The sequence below is a fragment of the Ancylobacter polymorphus genome (genome assembly GCF_022836935.1).
GTDB lineage: Bacteria > Pseudomonadota > Alphaproteobacteria > Rhizobiales > Xanthobacteraceae > Ancylobacter > Ancylobacter polymorphus_A.
Map to the genome: position 1 here is coordinate 52,266 of NZ_CP083239.1, position 17,165 is coordinate 69,430.

Sequence of the window (17,165 nt, forward strand, 5' to 3'; positions counted from 1 at the left end):
GCGCCCTCAGGCGCGCCGCCCCGAGCGGCGCAGCAGCAGGCTGGTGACGAAGGCGAAGGCGATACAGCATAGAACGAGAACCAGGGCGTAAGTGACAATATTGAGCGACAGCCAATTGGCCGCGATGAGCCGGAGGTTGGACGGGCCCAGCGGCTGGGTCACGATGAACCGCACGCTGCTCGGCATGCGAATGTCCATCCGGCCATTCGCGGCGTCGAACGCCAACGCCTGACCATAGCTCTTCGCCCAGTACTCCGGCAGGGTGAACTCATTGATGCCGGCATCGAGGCTCTCCGCCGTATGCCCGGCAATGAGCGTCCAGACCGCGTCACTGGTCGGGGCGAACCCCTGCGCCACCAGGACCGAGGTGTTGTGCGGGGGATTGAACGGCTCGACATCGCCGCCACCGGGCAGGCCCAGGGAAAAGCCGAACGTGCCGGTGAGCCATTTCTGAAAGTGGAGCAACTCGGCGCTGATGTTGCTCCCTGCCGCGACCTGATCCCGCCAGCGGTCAAAGATGGCGTCGTTGCCCGAGCCGGAGCGGACACGGACGCCCTGCTCCAGCATCGACATCGGCTCCGGCGGGGCTGTATCGCCCACACCCCAGAAGAGCGGCGCCGGGCTTGATACGCCCTTTTCGCCTTCCCGATCGTTGCGCCAGCGGATCTTGCTGGCGTCCACCACACCCACCTGACGCAGCACTTCGGGTGCGATCTGATTGATCTCCCCAATGAACAGGACCGGCCGACTGGCGAGCGATGCCGGCGGCGGCGCCGTGTCGACAGGGGCGATGTGTTGCTGAGCGAAAGACAGCCGCGCCATGATCGTCGGGGCGGCTGCGACCGTCGGCGTATCCTGGCGCATCACCACCGCAACAGGCTGCGCGGAATTGAAATAGGGGAAGCCGCCGCCGAAAAACGCCGCCAGATTGGGGCTCGTGCCGATCCTGGCGAAATCGTCCATGACGAACTCGCTGGAATCGAACACGACAAAGCGCTTGTCATGCGCCAGCGTGGCGCCGGGGCCGCAGATCTGGTCGCTATCGACGTCCAGCATCACCTCGATCCAGACCCGGTTAATCCCGGCCCGGAAATGCGTCAGCGGAACCTTGATGACCTTCCGCTCCATCAACCCGCCATGCCGATCGGTGAGCATGTAGGACGACGCCAGCGAACCATTCACATAGACGGACAGCCGGCTTCCGGGCCGCACGCTCGGCGCATAGGCCGCGTCGAGCAGAATGCGCGCCTGCCCATTGGCGGACCCGTAGAAATCGGCGGGAAGGCCGATGGGAAAGCGAAGCTGCAGCCGGCGACCGGAAAACTCCTGCGTCATCACCCCCAATTCGGAGAAACGGACGCTGCCCGCGCCGGTGAAATAGGGCGCGTCCGGCGCGTAGCGGCTGGAAATCGGCAGCCTGTTTGGTGCGGACTGGGCGCTGCTCGACGCAAGGCGCTCGATCGCGGCATCTATGCTCCGCGCGGTCTCGCCGGCCAGCACGAGAACGTTGCCGCCCGCACGGCTATCGTTGAAGAAGCGCACCAGCGGCTGGCCGCCCATAAGCGCCGGCGGACTGGCCATCGCGGCGCGCAGGTCTTCGGCCATGCCCACGATCACGTTCAAGGTCCCCGGACCCGCCGGGCCGACATCCGGTCCCACGATCGACACGAGCGGGTGGGCGTAGCGCCCGCGCTGGGTCAGGGCCTGGGCAGCCGCGAGGAAATGCGCGCTCTGGTGGGGCTCGATCGGCCCATTATGGATGAAGCGAATATGGGTCGATCCCCTCTCATCGACCCCCACGGCGGGCAGATCATCGACCATGACGGGCGGCGTCACGGGACCGCCTGCGAACGCCACGCCGGTCAGCGCATTGTCGAGCTCCACCCAGAGATCATAGGTGGAGTCGATGGAGCAGTCGGTGCGGTGCACCGCCAGCATGTCGATACGGATGAGATTGCCGCCCGCACGGAGCACACCGGCGGGAATGGCGGCCGTTACCTGAGACGGCCCCTGTGGCGAGGCGATGGGAATCTCCGCCACAAGCTGGCCGTTGATGGTGACCCTCAGCCGCGAGCGTTCCGGCATCACGTAGATGGCGTTGAGATAGCCGATAAGCAGCGTGGCCGGGCGCTCCACCTCCTGCTGCGTGAACCAGGTCACCCAGCCGCGCGAAACCGACTCCCCCTCCAGCCTCAGACGGGGCACCGGGACGATGAAGCGATCGGGGGTCTTTGGACCCGGCGCTTGGATCTTTGCCGGAGTTGCGGCCACGGGCTGACCCGGCACCATCTGGAACGGGGCCACATAGCCTGGCGCGCCCGGAGCAGGGGCGGCCTGTGGCGCCGCGTCGGCCGCGGGCGGCCTCATGCCGAAGGGAGCGCCGGTCGGCCCCATGAGGGTAGGAAGCACGAGCGGCACCGCCTCGGTGTCGTCACCGTCCTGAATGTCGAAGGCCGGCATGTCATAGGCGGGTGCAGACGGAACGAGGCTCGGAACAGCCGCGTTCGCCGGCGTGTCGGACGGTGGCTTTGCCGCCGCGCCGACAACCGCGAGAAAGAGGGCGGTGAAGAGGACACCGCCGGTCAGGCCGATACGAAGCGCTTTCATCGTCCCGTCGCTCCCGCGAACAGGCCGGGCGCAAGGCGGCGCGTCAGTCTTTCCAGCAATGTGACATAAGCGAGCCCACGCAGGGTCTGGTAGCCCGCGATCAGCACGAACATCACGGTGCCTCTGAGCACACCGGGATTGCGCCGCCTCCCCTCCTGGAACTTCTTCCATTCGTCGGCATCGGCGAAGATCAGATCGGCGATGAGCTGATAGTGAGCGGCGCACTTGGCGTTGAACTGGGTCCCCAGAACGATCACGCCATCATCATGGGCGATGTTGCGCACCAGCACGGGAAGCGTGTCGCTGATGCATTCGTCCGGGGGCGTCAGCCGCACCACGGCGTGCATGCCGAGCCGCGGCTGCGCGTCGGCAGGAAGCTCCGTGCGCACACGCAAGCCGCCCATGGACACGTCGTCGATGACGGCCGGCACCTCGACACCGGCGATCAGAAGGTTGCATCGCCGGCTGATCGCCATGCGCTGGCTATGCCGCTTGACCGCCTTCTCCGACACCACGCCGAGGGCGCAGCCGGAGATGATGAGATTCAAGAGGTTCCACATGCCGACGACGAGGGTGATGTCGGCGGAGTAAGGCTCGGTCGCGATCCGCCAGAACGTCACGAACACGGCGACGATCTGGACGACGAAGATGACGAAGAACGGGGTCCCGATTTCCGAGATGCGGTTCTCGTCAATGGTTTCGCCCTTCGAGGTCACCCGGAAGGTTGGCTTCTTCGGGTCGATCATGACGGAAAGAAGCGCCGGAAGAAGATAAACCGTCTGAATATATTCATAGAGCTCGGAAAACCACGGCCAGCGGTATTTCCCGAAGAGATAACTCTGGATGAAGAGATTGGTGAGAAGATACAGAGCCGTATAGGCTATGAACTCCGCGCCGGAACCATTGAAGATCTCCAGCGAGAAGAACAGGTAGCAGAAAGGCGAGATCAGGAAGATCGCGCGCGAAATGGGGAAGAACCAGAACAGGATGCTGGACATGTAGCAGATACGCTGCGCCACCGTCAGACCCGAGCGGAACAGCGGAAAGTGGAAACGAAGGATCTGGTACATTCCCTGCGCCCAGCGGGAACGCTGGCCGATGAAATTGGCAAACGTCTCCGGCTGCAGCCCGGCGATGAGCGGCGTGTCGACATACACGCTATGCCAGCCGCGCGCGTGGAGCGACAGCGCCGTCTCGCAATCCTCGGTGATGGAGGAATGGGCGAAGCCGTCCGTCTCCAGAAGCGCTTCGCGCCGGAGCACCGCCGCCGACCCGCAGAAGAAAGCGCCGCCCCAACGGTCGAGGCCGCGCTGGATGACGCCATAGAACATCTCGTTTTCCGACGGCATGCGGCGCCATGTGCCGAGGCTGCGCTCCACCGGATCGGGATTGATGAAGAAATGCGGCGTCTGGACCAGGAACAGGCGCGGGTCCTGTTGGAAGTAGCCCACCGTCTCGCGCAGGAACGAGCGCGCCGGCGCATGATCCGCATCGAAGACGACGACGAGTTCCCCGTTCGAATGGGCGAGGCCATGGTTGAGATTGCCGGCCTTGGCGAACTCGTTGCGCGGACGGGTGAGGTAGTTCACCCCGAGTTCCTCGCAGAGCTGTGTCAGCGTCGCCCGCCGCTCCTGCGCCTCGCGCGCGGCCGCCAGATCGTGCTGTTCGCACTTCTGATCGGTTCCGCCATCGTCGAGCAGCCACACGGTGAAGCGGCCGCGGGGGTAGTCCATCGACATCGCGGCCGCCAGCGTCGTCGCCAGCAGTCCCGCATCCTCATTATAGCTCGGAACGAAGATATCGACGGTCGGCTCGCTGCCCGGCGCGATCGCCGGCGCGACGCGCGACGGCTGGGGCGCCGACACCACGAAAAGACTGAGCGCCATGAGCGCGACGCTATACATTTCAGCGATGTAGAGCAGTACGGCGGGAATGAAATTTGCCAGTTCTTCTACCGGAGGTAGTGTTGACGTTGTCCGCCAATACACGTACCTTGATACCATCGCGACACCCAGAGCGAGTGCAACCATGCGAGGCACACCTTCTGGCGCAAACATTCTCAAAAATACAATTAGCAGAATCACTATACAGCCGGTAACCAGCTGCGCCTGCAAGTTAACCGGCAAGGTCACTATAAATGCGACTAGGGCGATCAATATTACCCAGATACCCGTAAACCATTTTCTATTCATAATTTCCGGCCGGTCTCCGCAGTCGCCCTTACGGCGGCTCTTACGTGGTACGTGCTCTGATCGCAAGTCGCCCGGGAACACAAGTCATGGGCGCGCGCTCACATCTGCTAACATCTTGTTCGATCTTTGACCGTTTCTGCCGCGGCGCTGGGGCGCTAGATTGCTTGGATGCGTGATTCGTTTTGCGAGATTGACAGGCCCGCCATGTCCCGCCCGCCCCAGGAAACGACCGGCGACAGTGCAGGCCGCGCGGCTGCGCGGCTCGGACATTCCAGCGCCAAAAGCTTGCGTCACGGTGCCTTCGCCATGGGCTGCCTGCTGCTGGCGGGGGGCTGCACGACGGGCCGGCCGCCGGTCGTTGCCACGCTGTCGGCCGAGGTTCCCGCCGTCGAGGCCCTGGTGCTGCCCGAGCCTGGCGGCCCGCGCATCATCGGCGTGATCGAAACGCGCTATGCAAATGCGCTGCAGCAGGAGGTGATGTTGGCGACCGAGGCGGCGACGCCGGGCCAGAATGCCTTCAGCGTCGTGTTTTTCGGCCCCGTGGAAGGGCGAACCGGCCCCGAGAACATCAAGAACGACAGCTTTCTCAGCGACTACGCTCTGGCGGAGGAGATGGAGCAGGCACTGCCCGGCATCGACCTGCGCACCTCGACCTATTTCGTCCAGAACCGCTACGGGCCCTTCGGCTACGCCGTGGGGCCGGGACAGGGCCGCGACCTCTGCCTCTACGCCTGGCAGCGCATTCAGGGCCAGCAGCGGATGAACGTTTTCGCGGCGGATCGCGGCGTCCTGTCGGTGCGTCTGCGCTTCTGCCAGAGCGGGGCCAGCGAAGCCGCGCTGCTGCGGATCATGTACCGCTACACCATCAATGGCTATTTCCTGCCACGCAGCTGGCAACCCTATGGCCGCCCGCTCCCGGTCGCGCCGGAGCTTGGCCGGGTCGGCGGACCGGTCGTCTATCCCTCGACCGTGTTCGGCACGGGCGCGGCCACCGCACCGCCGCCGGCGCCGGCGCGCGCCTCAGCCCCCTCCGCGCCCGGCTCCGTGCCGGCACCCGTCGACACCGGACCGAGCGTGCCGAGCGCGCCGCTCGAAGGATACCCGACCGTTCCCGCGCCTCAGCCCTGAGCGGTGCTGCTGAACTCGGCGAAATTGCGTCAGCCGCGCGGGCGATCGCCCGGGGGAAGCGCGATGCCGAGACTCGCGGCGGGCGGAAGCTCCGGCAGGCGGAACGTCGTCGCCCCCGCTTTGGCCGGCTCCGCCTCCGCCATCTTCGGACCTTCAGCCGGCGCTTCCGCCGCGCGCGCCACGGCCCCCGTCACCTCCACCGCCAGCGGCTCGGCGGTAATGGCCCCGAGACGCCAATGCCCGTCCACGGGCAGGAAGGCCATATCGAAGCCGATCCTCAGCGGCGCGGTCGGGAAATAGCCGCGCAGGCGCAGCGCCCCATCGGCCCCGATGGAGGGCGGGGCCGAGAGCTTGGCGTCGAGAAGGGCGACGGCGGCGAAATCCAGCCGTCCCTCGCGCCACTGGCGGAAGCGGTCGGCAAGCGCGGCACTGGAATTGGCATCCCGGAAGGAGGGCGCCGCCAGATCGCGCAGCACCGAGTAATTGCCGGTCAAATTGGCCTGGTTGAGCGCGATCATCGTGCCGCGCAGCAGGGCCAGAAGCACCGCCGGCGGCGGCATCGCATCGGCCGGCTTCTTCTGCGCGTGGGCGAGAGCCGGCGCGAGCAGAGCCAGCACAAGCGCGAGAACGGCGAGGCGGGCGGGGCGGCGCATCATCGTCACCACGCGAACAGCAGGCCGGCCTTGCCGCCGACCGTGCCTTCGTTGAGACCTAGGCCGATGGCGCCGGTGACGAAGAAGGAATCGTCGGCGATGCGGGCAATGCTGGAGAGCGCGAGCGCATTCTGCCCCCCGAACGTGCCCCACTGGGCGCTCACCGCCATGTTCTTGCCATTGGGCAGGGTCGGCGTGTCCATCGCCATCGCCATGGCAACGCCTTCGCTCACCCGGTCGATCTCGGCCCAGACGGGGCGCAAGTCGAAGAGTTCCGCCGTGCTCGCGCTGGCGAGATTGCCGGCGGCATCGGTGGTGACGATCTGCAACGCCCCGCTCTGTGCGGCGCGGCTGGCGCCGGAGGTCAACCCCGCCATCGTAAAGGTCGAACCGGCGGTGCCCAGCGCCATCTGGTTGGCCCGGCTGGTGGTCGCCCCGGCCCCGACGGCGGTGGACCCTTCAAAGGAGGCGATGGCGCCGGTGCCAAGGGCGGCGGAGTTGGTGGCGGAGGCGTTGGCGTTCTGCCCCAGCGCGACGGCACCGGCTCCGGCGGCGACGGCGTTCTGCCCCATCGCCGTGGCGCCGGCACCATTGGCGGTGGCGCCGAAACCGACGGCGGTGGCATTGGCGGCATTGGCGACGGCCCCCTGCCCCAGCGCGGTGGACCCGGCGCCATTGGCGGTGGCCGCCGTGCCCAGCGCGGTCGCGTTGGCGGCGTTGGCGACCGCGCCCTGCCCGACAGCGGTCGACGCATCGGCATTGGCGCGCGCGCCCTGGCCGACGGCGGTGGCGTTGGCGCCATTGGCGAGGGCGTCCTGGCCGAGCGCGGAGGAGGCGGTGCCGTTGGCGCTCGCCCCGCTGCCGAAGGCCGAGGAGAAGCCGGCATTGGCGGCGGCGCCCTGCCCGGTCGCGGTCGATTGCTCACCATTGGCCGTGGCGCTCCAGCCTATGGCGGTGGAGGACACCCCATTGGCCACGGCGAGCTGGCCGAAAGCGCTGGCCTTGTCGGAAAAGGCGCGCGACCCCTGCCCCACGGCCGTCGTGCCGGCCTGCGTTGCCTGCGCATCATCGCCGATCGCGGTCGAATCGGCTCCGCTCGCCACGCCGCCGCACTGCAGGGCGGTCACGGTGAGGTCGCAACTGATCTCCTCGGCGGCCGCCGCCAGCGGCGCAAGGCCCGCCAGCAGAGCCAAGCCGGCTGATCCACCCATCCCCACAAGGCACCGTCGCATAAACACGTCTCGACATTCGCGCGGCGCACCCGCAGCGCCGTGCCGGTAACATCGCGGCAACATGGTTAACGTCGCGTTAACCAGTTCGGAGAGCAGCGGAAGTCGCGCAGGCGCTGGAGGCCGACGGGGCGCGTCGCGCCGACATGTCCGGAACCGCACGGCCGGCCCGCGCGCGCAGAAGGCGACGCGCGTCCCGCCGCCCGTGGCCGGGTCGCCCTGATAAAGCCACAGCTTCGACCGAGTTTAGACAGTAATTTTCGGACACATTATTGTATATATTGGAAATATTGCCACCATAGTCTCACCGGATTGCCGCGCGAATGTACAGTCAACAAGTTGTTATCGCGGTGAGCAGCCCCCATGCTGACATGGCTTGCAAATATTTGGCACTGGCTGACAGACACCTATGAGCACGAGTGCCCTTACTGCGAAAGCGAAGAACTTTGCGAGGAATGCCTGGCACTCTGGGCTATAAAATAATGTCCCCGTGCTGTTCCATAGCCCAGCGGCGGCGCGCGGCGCTGCCACGCCCCCGGTCTACTCGGCCGGCGTATGGACGATGCCGGGGGCGATCTCGGCATGGGGCGTGTGGTGGACCCGCCCGATCAGCGAATACACCACCGGCACGACGAACAGGGTGAGCAGCGTGCCCAGTGTCATGCCGCCGACGATGACCCAGCCGATCTGCGACCGGCTCTCCGCGCCCGCGCCACTCGCCAGTGCCAGCGGCACGGCGCCCAGCACCATGGCGCCCGTGGTCATCAGAATGGGCCGCAGACGCAGAACCGCCGCCTCGATGACCGACGCGCGGCGGTCGAGGCCCGCTTCCTGCTGCTGATTGGCGAATTCGACGATCAGAATGCCGTGCTTGGTGATGAGGCCGACCAGCGTCACCAGGCCGATCTGCGAATAGACATTGAGCGATCCGCCGGTGAAATACAGCGCCGCCAGCGCCCCGGTCATGGAAAGCGGCACGGTCAGCATGATGATGACGGGATCGCGGAAGCTCTCGAACTGCGCCGCGAGCACGAGATAGATGAAGCCGAGCGCCAGCAGGAAGATCACCACGAGGCTCTGGCCGGCGGCGCGGAACTCGCGGCTCTGGCCGGCGACATCGGTCTGCACGGTCTGCGGCAGCACCTCACGCGCGGTCTGGTCGAGAAAGGCCAGCGCCTCGCCCTGCGAGAAGCCCGGCGCCAGATTGGCGGAAATGGTGGCGGAGCGCAGCTGGTTGAAGCGCTTGAGCTCCTGCGGCGCCACACTTTCGCGCACGGTGACGAGATTGGACAATTGCACCATCTCCCCGCTCGCCGAGCGCAGATAGATGGTGTCGAGCGTCGCCGGGGTCGAACGGTCGCGGGCGTCGAGCTGGACATAGACATCATACTGCTCGCCGCCCACCTCGAAGCGCGTGACCTGCCGCCCCCCGAGCAGGCTTTCCAGCGTGCGGCCGAGAACGGCGATGTCGATGCCGAGATCGGCCGCCTTGGCCCGGTCCACCGCGACGGAAATCTCCGGCTTGTTCAGCTTGAGGTCGCTGTCGATGCTGACGAGGCCGGGATAATCGCGGATGCGCTCAAGAAAGCGGTCGGTGTACTCGTTAAGCTGTTCATAGGTGCCGGAGGTCTGCAGCACGAATTCGATCGGCCGTGAATTGTTGGAGGCGCCGAGCGAGGGCGGGTTGTTGGCATAGGCATTGATGCCGGCGATGCGCCGCAGTTCCGGCGTCAGCTTGGCCACGAGTTCCTGCTGGCGCACATCCCGCTCGCCCCAGTCCTTCAGCCGGCCGATGACCAGGAAGCGGTGAACCTCGGGGAAGCCGTTGATGATGAGGACGCTGTCGACCTCCGGCTCTTTGGAGACGATGGTGTCGATCTGGTTGGTGTAGCGCGAGGTATAGGCGAGGGTGGAGCCCTCGGGCGCGCTGCCGGTGACGCGAACGACGCCGCGATCCTCGATGGGCGAGAGTTCCGAGGGCAGCACGGTGAGGAAGAAGGCACTGGCACCCGCCACGCCGAGCGCGAGCAGCAGGATCAGAGGGCGGAGCTTCAAGGTCGAACCCAGCAGCCGGCGATAGAAGTTCTCCATCGCCCGCAGCCGCCCCTCGATGAAGGCGGATACCCGTCCCGGCTTCTCCTCATGCTTGAGCAGGCGCGAGCACATCATCGGCGTCAGCGTCAGCGCGACAAAGCCAGAGATGATGACGGCGCCGGCCAGTGTCAGCGCAAATTCGAGGAAGAGCCGTCCCGTGCGGCCGGGAGCGAAGGCGACGGGCGCATAGACGGCGGCGAGCGTCAGCGTCATGGCGATGACGGCGAAGCCGATTTCGCGCGCGCCCTTGATGGCGGCGGGGATCGGCTTCATCCCGTGCTCGATATGGCGGAAGATGTTCTCCAGCACGACGATGGCATCGTCCACCACGAGGCCGATCGCGAGCACAAACGCCAGCAGCGTCAGCGTGTTCACGCTGAAGCCCAGCGCGTACATGATGGCGAAGGTGGTGATGAGCGAGATCGGGATGGTCACGATCGGGATGATCGACGCCCGGAACGAGCGCAGGAACACCACGATGACCAGCACCACGAGCACGACCGCCTCGAAGATGGTGTGAAACACCGCCTCGATGGAGCGCTCGATGAACACTGCATTGTCGTTGCCGATGTTGGCGCTCATGCCTTCCGGCAGGCTCTCATTCACCGCCGGCAGGATGGCGCGGGCGCCGGCGGAAACGTCCAGCGGGTTGGCCACCGCCTGCTTGATCACGCCGATGAAGATCGCCGCCCCGCCATCGAAGCGGCTGGCCCGGCGCTCGTCGGCGGCGCCGAGTTCCACCCGGGCGACATCGCGCATATGCACCTGCGCGCCATTCGCCCGCTTGACCACGATCTGGTCGAACTGGTCGACCGAGGTCAGGCCCGTGCGCGAGAGCACGGTGAATTCGCGGTCGACGCTCTCGATGCGGCCGGAGGGGATCTCGACATTCTGCGCCCGCAGCGCGTCCTCGACATCCTGCACGGTCAGTTCATAGGCGGCGAGCCGCTCGCGGTCGACCCAGATGCGCATGGCATAGCGCCGCTCGCCATAGATCTGCACATCGGCCACGCCGTTGATGTTCTTGAAGCGGTCAACGATGTAGCGGTCGATATAGTCGGACAGTTCCAGCGCCGACATGCGGTCGGAGCGGAAGACCACGAACAGCACCGGCTGGGCGTCGGCCTCGACCTTGGAAATCACCGGCTCGTCGATCTCGTCGGGCAGGCGCTGGCGCACGCGGCTCACCCGGTCGCGCACGTCGCTGGCGGCGACATCGGGGTCGACTTCCAGCCGGAAGCGCACGGTGATGCGGCTGGATTCCGAACGGCTGGTGGATTCCAGCACGTCGATGCCGGCGATGCCGGCGATCGAGCCTTCCAGAACCTGCGTGACCTGGCTCTCGACGATGCTGGCCGAGGCGCCGGGATAGGTGGTCACCACCGACACCACGGGCTCGTCGATGTTGGGATATTCGCGCACCGACAGGCGGCTGTAGGAGACGATGCCGATGAGGATCAGCAAAAGGCTCAGCACCGTCGCGAAGACGGGGCGGCGGACGCAAAACTCGGAAATGCCCATGGCGCGGCTCAGCCCTGCGGCGCCGGCGGCGGCGGCACCACCTCCACCACAGCGCCGGGCTGCAAGCGCCCCTGCCCCGCCACGACGATGCTGGCGCCGGGCGCCACGCCCTTCACCTCGACCTCGCCCTTGGCGCGCTGGCCAAGCTCGACCTTGAGCTGTTGCGCCTTGCCGTCGACAATCTGCCAGACGAGGCGCTCCTGCCCGCGCGGCACGATCGCGCTTTCCGGCACGAACACCGCGTCGCGCGCCTCGCGGCCCTTCACCACGACGCGGGCGAACAGGCCCGGGCGCAGGGTCAGGTCCTTGTTGTCGAGACGGGCGCGCACACTGAGCGAGCGGCCATTGACATCGACCATCGGGTCGATGGCGTAGATGGTGCCGGTGAAGGAACGGCCCGGCAGCGCGTCGAGGGTGATGGTCACGGTCTGGTTTTCGGCGATGCTGGAGAGCTGCGTCTCCGGCACTTTGAAGTCCAGCTTCAGCGTGTCGATCTTCTCAAGGTTCACCAGTTCCGTGCCGACGGCGATATAGGCGCCGTTGGACACGGTGCGCAGGCCGACGACGCCGTCGAACGGCGCGGTGATGGTGTGCTTGGCGATCTGCACCCGCTGGGAATTGAGCAGGGCGCGGGCGGTGTTGAGTTCCGCCTGCGCCTCGTCCAGCGCGCGCGCGGTGCCGGAGCCGGATTTCTGCAATTGCTGGGCACGGCCGAAATTGGCCTGGGCAAGCTCCAGCCGCGCCTCGGTCTCGTCCAGCGAGGCTTTCACCAGGGCGGCGTCGAGCTGCACCAGCACATCGCCGGCCTTCACGTGCTGCCCCTCGCGAAAGCCGATTTCCTGAATGCGGCCGGCCACTTCGGAGGCCACCTGCACGGATTCGTCGGATTGGAGCGAGCCGATGGACGAGATGTCCGTCGTCACCGAGGCGGCGCGCGCCGGTGCCACTTCGACCGGCACTTTTCGCGCCGCCGCCGGCTGGGCGGCCGCCTTCGCCTGGCTGCGGGCGCCGAACAGGCTGCCCACATCCACCCATCCCCGGTCATGCGCCAGCCATCCGGCTCCCGCCAGAACGGCGATGGTCAACAGCAAGGCGGATCGGCGTCGCATCAAGCCCCCATGAAGCTGCGTCGGAGCATGGAAATCCATGTTGCGACACAACAGATATGAGGAGGAGTTCCAACTTAATTATGTGTCATATTCCAAACCGCGCGATCACATTCGCGCGGCTGCCGGAACATCATACTCCCATGCGACGCCCTGCGAAATCGGCGCGCCTTTGCCGCGCGCCACCGCGCAAAGACGCACCGTCAGCCGTTCTTCACCATGACGTGGCGGACCACCGTGTAGTCTTCCAGCGCATAGGCGCTGAGATCCTTGCCATAGCCGGACTGCTTGAGGCCGCCATGCGGCATCTCGTTCACCAGCATGAAATGGCAGTTCACCCAGGTGCAGCCATATTGCAGGCGCGAAGCGGTGGCCATGCCGCGCCCGACATCGCGCGTCCACACCGAGGAGGCGAGGCCGTAATCGCTGTCATTGGCCCAGCCCACCGCCTCGTCGACATCGCTGAAGCGCGTCACCGACACGACCGGGCCGAACACCTCGCGGCGGACGATTTCGTCCGACTGCAGCGCGCCGGCGACGACGGTCGGCTGGTAGAAGAAACCCTTGCCGGTGCCTTCCCCGCCGGCGAGCTTGCCGCCGGTAGCGATTTCGATGTGGTTGAGTTCGGAGGCGCGCTCGACGAAGGAGGCGACGCGGGCACGCTGGCGGGCGGAGATCAGCGGGCCGATATCGTTGGCGCTGTCGTCCGCCTGGCCGAATGTGAGCCCGGAGACGGCGGAGGCGAGGTCCGCCACCAGCTTCTCGTAAACCTTGGACCCCGCATAGATGCGGCAGGCGGCGGTGCAGTCCTGGCCGGCATTGTAATAGCCGAACGTCTTCACGCCCTCGACCACGGCGTCGATGTCGGCATCGTCGAACACGATCACCGGTGCCTTGCCGCCGAGTTCCAGATGGGTGCGCTTCACCGTCTTGGCGGCGGCGGTGAGCACCTTCTTGCCGGTGGCGATGTCGCCGGTGAGCGAGACCATCGCCACCTTGGGATGGTGGATCAGCGCATTGCCGACGCTCTCGCCGCGCCCGACGACGACATTCACCACGCCTTCGGGGAACAGATCGGCGATGATCTTCGCCAGCTTCAGCAGCGTCAGCGGGGTCTGCTCGGAGGGCTTGATCACCACCGTATTGCCGCCGGCCAGCGCCGGCGCCAGCTTCCACGCCGCCATCATCAGCGGGTAGTTCCACGGGGCGATGGAGGCGACGACGCCGATCGGGTCGCGGCGGATCATCGAGGTGTGGCCGGCGAGATATTCGCCCGCCACCATGCCGTGCTGGGTGCGCGCCGCGCCGGCGAAGAAGCGGAAGCAGTCGACCACGCCGGGAAGCTCGTCATTGAGCACCGCATGGCGCGGCTTGCCGCAGTTCAGCGCCTCCAGCGTGGCGAAGGATTCCGCTTCCGCTTCAATGCGATCGGCCAGCTTGAGCAGCAGCGTGGCGCGTTCGGCCGGCGTGGTGCGAGACCAGGTGCGGAAGGCTTTGTCCGCCGCGTTCACCGCCGCGTCGATCTGGTCGACCGAGGCTTCCGGCAGGTCGAGCAGCGTTTCCTCGGTCTTCGGGTTCAGCACCGTTTCCGGCGTTTCCGTGCCGGCGACAAAGGCGGAGCCGATGAGCATCTGGGTGTCGGAAAGAGCAGTCATGGGCGTCTCCTATTTTCCCGAGCCAGCCACCGCCTCGCCATGGCGGGTGAGGTAATAGGCGGCGAGGATGGGCAGGAAGGTCACGAGGATCACGAGCACGGCGACCACATTGGTGACGGGCCGCTGCCGTGGGCGGATGAGTTCGGACAGCATCCATATCGGCAAGGTCGATTGCTGGCCGGCGGTGAAGGTGGTGACGATGACCTCGTCGAAGCTCAGCGCGAAGGCGAGCATGCCGCCCGCCAGCAGTGCCGTGCCGATATTGGGCAGGATGACGAGCCGGAAGGTCTGGAACGCATCGGCGCCGAGATCCATCGACGCCTCGATCAGCGAGGGCGAGAGCCGCCGCAGCCGCGCCACCGCATTGTTGTAGACCACGACGATGCAGAAGGTGGCGTGGCCGAGCACGATGGTCCAGACCGAGAAAGGTATCTCCATCAGCCCGAAAGCCTGGCGCAGCGCGATGCCGGTGACGATGCCCGGCAGGGCGATGGGCAGCACGAACAGCAGCGAAATCGGCTCGCGGCCGAAGAAGCGCGCCCGCGCCAGCGCCCCGGCCGCCAGCGTGCCGAGCACCAGCGCCAGCAGCGTGGCGATGCTCGCCACCTTCAGCGACAGCCCGACCGCCGCCCAGATATCGGCCCGCCCCCACACCACGCCGAACCATTTCAGCGTGAAGCCGGGCGGGGGAAAGGCGTAGCTCTTCTCTTCCGTGGTGAAGCAGTAGAGCAGGATGAACAGCAGCGGGATGTGCAGGAAGGCCAGCCCGCCAAGGGCGGCGATCTTGAGCGAGAGCGGGGCGCGGGTCATGGGTATGCCCTCGCGCACTCGAACGCCCCCTCATCCCCGGGCTTGACCCGGGGACCCACATTGGCAGGTGCAGCTCCTGGCCCTCTGGGTGCCCGGGTCAAGCCCGGGCATGAGGGTGTTGCCACCCGGGCATCCGCGTCACAGCGCATCGAACGCTCCCGTGCGCTTGGCGAGGGTGAGGAACACCGCCATGACCAGGATCGGCACCAGCGAGAAGGCCGCCGCCAGCGGGATGTTTCCGGCCGTGCCCTGCAGCGTGTACACCGCCTGCCCCAGCACCAGCGCCGAGGTGCCGATGATCTGCGGCACGATGTAGTCGCCCAGCGTCAGCGAGAAGGTGAAGATCGCACCCGCTACCACGCCCGGCATGGCGAGCGGCAGGATGATGGTGCGGAAGACGAGCGCCGGCGCGGCGCCGAGATCGCCGGCGGCTTCAATGAGATGCGGGGGCACACGCTCCAGCGCCGCCTGCACGGGCAGGATCATGAAGGGCAGCCAGAGATAGGTGAAGGTCAGCACCATGCCGGTATAGCTGACCGAGAGCGAGGGCCCGCCGACCAGCGGCAGCGCCAGCCACGCCTCCAGCGCGCCGGTGAGGCCGAGCTTACCGGCGAACCAGCCGATCGCGCCCTCCTTGGCCAGCAGCAGCTTCCAGCCATAGACCTTGACCAGATAGCTCGACCACAGCGGCATCATGACCGCGAGATAGAACGCCGCCTTCACCTTCGGCCCGGCATAGCGGGCGGCGTAATAGGCGATGGGAAAGGCGATGATGGCGCACAGCAGAGTCACGGCCGCGGAAATGCCGATGGTGCGCAGCACGATGTCGTAATTCGCCGGGCGGAAGAGTTCGAGCAGCGTCGCGGTGGTCGGCTCGCGGACGATGGTGCCGGAGAACTCGTCGATCGAGAAGATCGACTGCCCGAGGAAGACGAACAGGCTGCCGAGATAGACGAGGCCCAGCCACAGCAGCGGCGGCACCAGCAGCAGCAGCGTCAGCAGCCGGCCCCGGCGCACCAGCACGTCCGACACACGGCGCAGCACGCCCTCGCGCGGGGCGGGAAGATCGAGGCTGAGGCTCATTGCTCGCCCTCCATCGGCCGCACCGCCCCGGCGGGCACGGCGAAGCGGATATCGGCGCCCGCCATCACCCCCGCCGCAGTGGCGGGAACAGCGGCGGTGAGGGCGAGCCCCTGCGCCGTGCGGGCGCTGATGCGGCGCACCGGGCCCTGATAGGAAATGTCGGTAACGCGCGCGTCCACCACCGCCGCGCCCTCCGGCACCGGGACGCCGGGCGCGAGCAGCAATATCTTCTCCGGCCGCAGGCTGCAGGGTCGCGCCGGCCCGCCCAGCGCCTGCGCCTCAGCGGCCTCAAGCACATTGGCCGAGCCGACGAAACGGGCGACGAAGCGCGTCGCCGGCTGTTCGTAAACCTCTTCCGGCGGGCCGACCTGCACGATCCGCCCCTCATTGAACACGGCGACGCGGTCGGCCATGGACAGCGCCTCGCTCTGGTCATGGGTGACGAAGACGAAGGTGAGGCCGAGCGCGCGCTGCAAGCCCTTCAGTTCGCTCTGCATTTCCTCGCGCAGCTTGAGGTCGAGCGCGCCCAGCGGCTCGTCGAGAAGCAGCACTTTCGGCCGCACCACCAGCGCGCGGGCGAGCGCCACGCGCTGGCGCTGGCCGCCGGAGAGCTGGGCGGGGCGGCGCGTTTCCATGCCGGCGAGCTTGACGAGGGAGAGCGCCTCGCGCGCCAGCCGCTCGCGCTCGGCCCGGCCGACGCCGCGCACGCGCAGCCCATAGGCCACATTCTCGCCCACCGAGAGATGCGGAAACAGCGCATAGTCCTGAAATACCGTGTTCACCGCCCGCCGATAGGGCGGCAGGCCCTCCACCGTCTCGCCGAAAATCTCGATATGGCCCTCATCCGGCTGCTCGAAGCCGGCGATGAGGCGCAGGCAGGTGGTCTTGCCGGAGCCGGAGGGGCCGAGCATGGCGAAGAACTCGCCCGGCGCGATGGAAAGATCGACCCCGTCAACCGCGCGCACCGCGCCGAAATGCCGGACGACACCGGCAAAACGGACGGCGGGCAAGGCGAGCGGGGCGGCGTGGGCGTGCATGAGGAAATCCGGGGGCCGTTAGGAAGACTGGAAACAGGGCGCGGCGCGCG

General features: G+C 66.9%; 11 protein-coding genes. 1 reads left to right on the forward strand and 10 read right to left on the reverse strand.

The window, feature by feature from the left end; translation table 11 throughout:
• Window positions 1-6: 6 nt before the first annotated feature.
• Together K9D25_RS00240 and bcsA are read right to left on the reverse strand one after the other, a co-directional pair.
• Window positions 7-2,460 carry a cellulose biosynthesis cyclic di-GMP-binding regulatory protein BcsB gene (locus tag K9D25_RS00240; RefSeq protein WP_244378135.1) on the reverse strand — a complete coding sequence of 818 codons (2,454 nt, stop codon included), beginning with the start codon at window positions 2,458-2,460 and terminating at the stop codon, window positions 7-9.
• Window positions 2,461-2,603: 143 nt separating this feature from the next.
• Window positions 2,604-4,799: a UDP-forming cellulose synthase catalytic subunit gene (gene bcsA, locus K9D25_RS00245; RefSeq protein ID WP_244450945.1), complete on the reverse strand. Its 2,196-nt coding sequence runs from the start codon at window positions 4,797-4,799 to the stop codon at window positions 2,604-2,606.
• A 204-nt stretch (window positions 4,800-5,003) separates the two neighbouring features.
• On the opposite strand from bcsA, the gene bcsN reads away from it, so the two are divergent.
• Window positions 5,004-5,927 (forward strand): cellulose biosynthesis protein BcsN, encoded by a 924-nt coding sequence (gene bcsN / locus K9D25_RS00250; RefSeq protein ID WP_244378137.1) that lies wholly within the window; start codon window positions 5,004-5,006, stop codon window positions 5,925-5,927.
• A 29-nt stretch (window positions 5,928-5,956) separates the two neighbouring features.
• Here the strand turns inward: bcsN and K9D25_RS00255 are convergent, their stop codons facing one another.
• The 8 genes from K9D25_RS00255 to K9D25_RS00290 all read right to left on the reverse strand — a co-directional run bounded on the left by K9D25_RS00255 (window position 5,957) and on the right by K9D25_RS00290 (window position 17,115).
• The gene (locus K9D25_RS00255) at window positions 5,957-6,580 is read right to left on the reverse strand and encodes a hypothetical protein (RefSeq protein ID WP_244378139.1); all 624 of its coding nucleotides are present in this window, start codon (window positions 6,578-6,580) and stop codon (window positions 5,957-5,959) included.
• 5 nt (window positions 6,581-6,585) lie between these two features.
• Window positions 6,586-7,773: a YadA-like family protein gene (locus K9D25_RS00260; RefSeq protein WP_244378141.1), complete on the reverse strand. Its 1,188-nt coding sequence runs from the start codon at window positions 7,771-7,773 to the stop codon at window positions 6,586-6,588.
• Window positions 7,774-8,349: 576 nt separating this feature from the next.
• The gene (locus tag K9D25_RS00265) at window positions 8,350-11,424 is read right to left on the reverse strand and encodes an efflux RND transporter permease subunit (protein WP_244378143.1); all 3,075 of its coding nucleotides are present in this window, start codon (window positions 11,422-11,424) and stop codon (window positions 8,350-8,352) included.
• A gap of 8 nt (window positions 11,425-11,432) precedes the next feature.
• A complete protein-coding gene (locus K9D25_RS00270; protein ID WP_244378145.1) occupies window positions 11,433-12,533 on the reverse strand; it encodes an efflux RND transporter periplasmic adaptor subunit in 1,101 nt (366 codons plus the stop codon).
• A 200-nt stretch (window positions 12,534-12,733) separates the two neighbouring features.
• Window positions 12,734-14,185, reverse strand: coding sequence for a gamma-aminobutyraldehyde dehydrogenase (locus tag K9D25_RS00275; protein ID WP_244378147.1), 1,452 nt, complete (start codon window positions 14,183-14,185; stop codon window positions 12,734-12,736).
• Between the two features lie 9 nt (window positions 14,186-14,194).
• Complete coding sequence (locus K9D25_RS00280) at window positions 14,195-14,995, reverse strand: ABC transporter permease (protein ID WP_244378149.1); 801 nt, start codon at window positions 14,993-14,995, stop codon at window positions 14,195-14,197.
• 138 nt (window positions 14,996-15,133) lie between these two features.
• The gene (locus K9D25_RS00285; RefSeq protein WP_244378151.1) at window positions 15,134-16,078 is read right to left on the reverse strand and encodes an ABC transporter permease; all 945 of its coding nucleotides are present in this window, start codon (window positions 16,076-16,078) and stop codon (window positions 15,134-15,136) included.
• A complete protein-coding gene (locus K9D25_RS00290) occupies window positions 16,075-17,115 on the reverse strand; it encodes an ABC transporter ATP-binding protein (protein ID WP_244378156.1) in 1,041 nt (346 codons plus the stop codon). The genes K9D25_RS00285 and K9D25_RS00290 overlap by 4 nt, the downstream gene beginning before the upstream one ends.
• Window positions 17,116-17,165 lie beyond the last annotated feature (50 nt).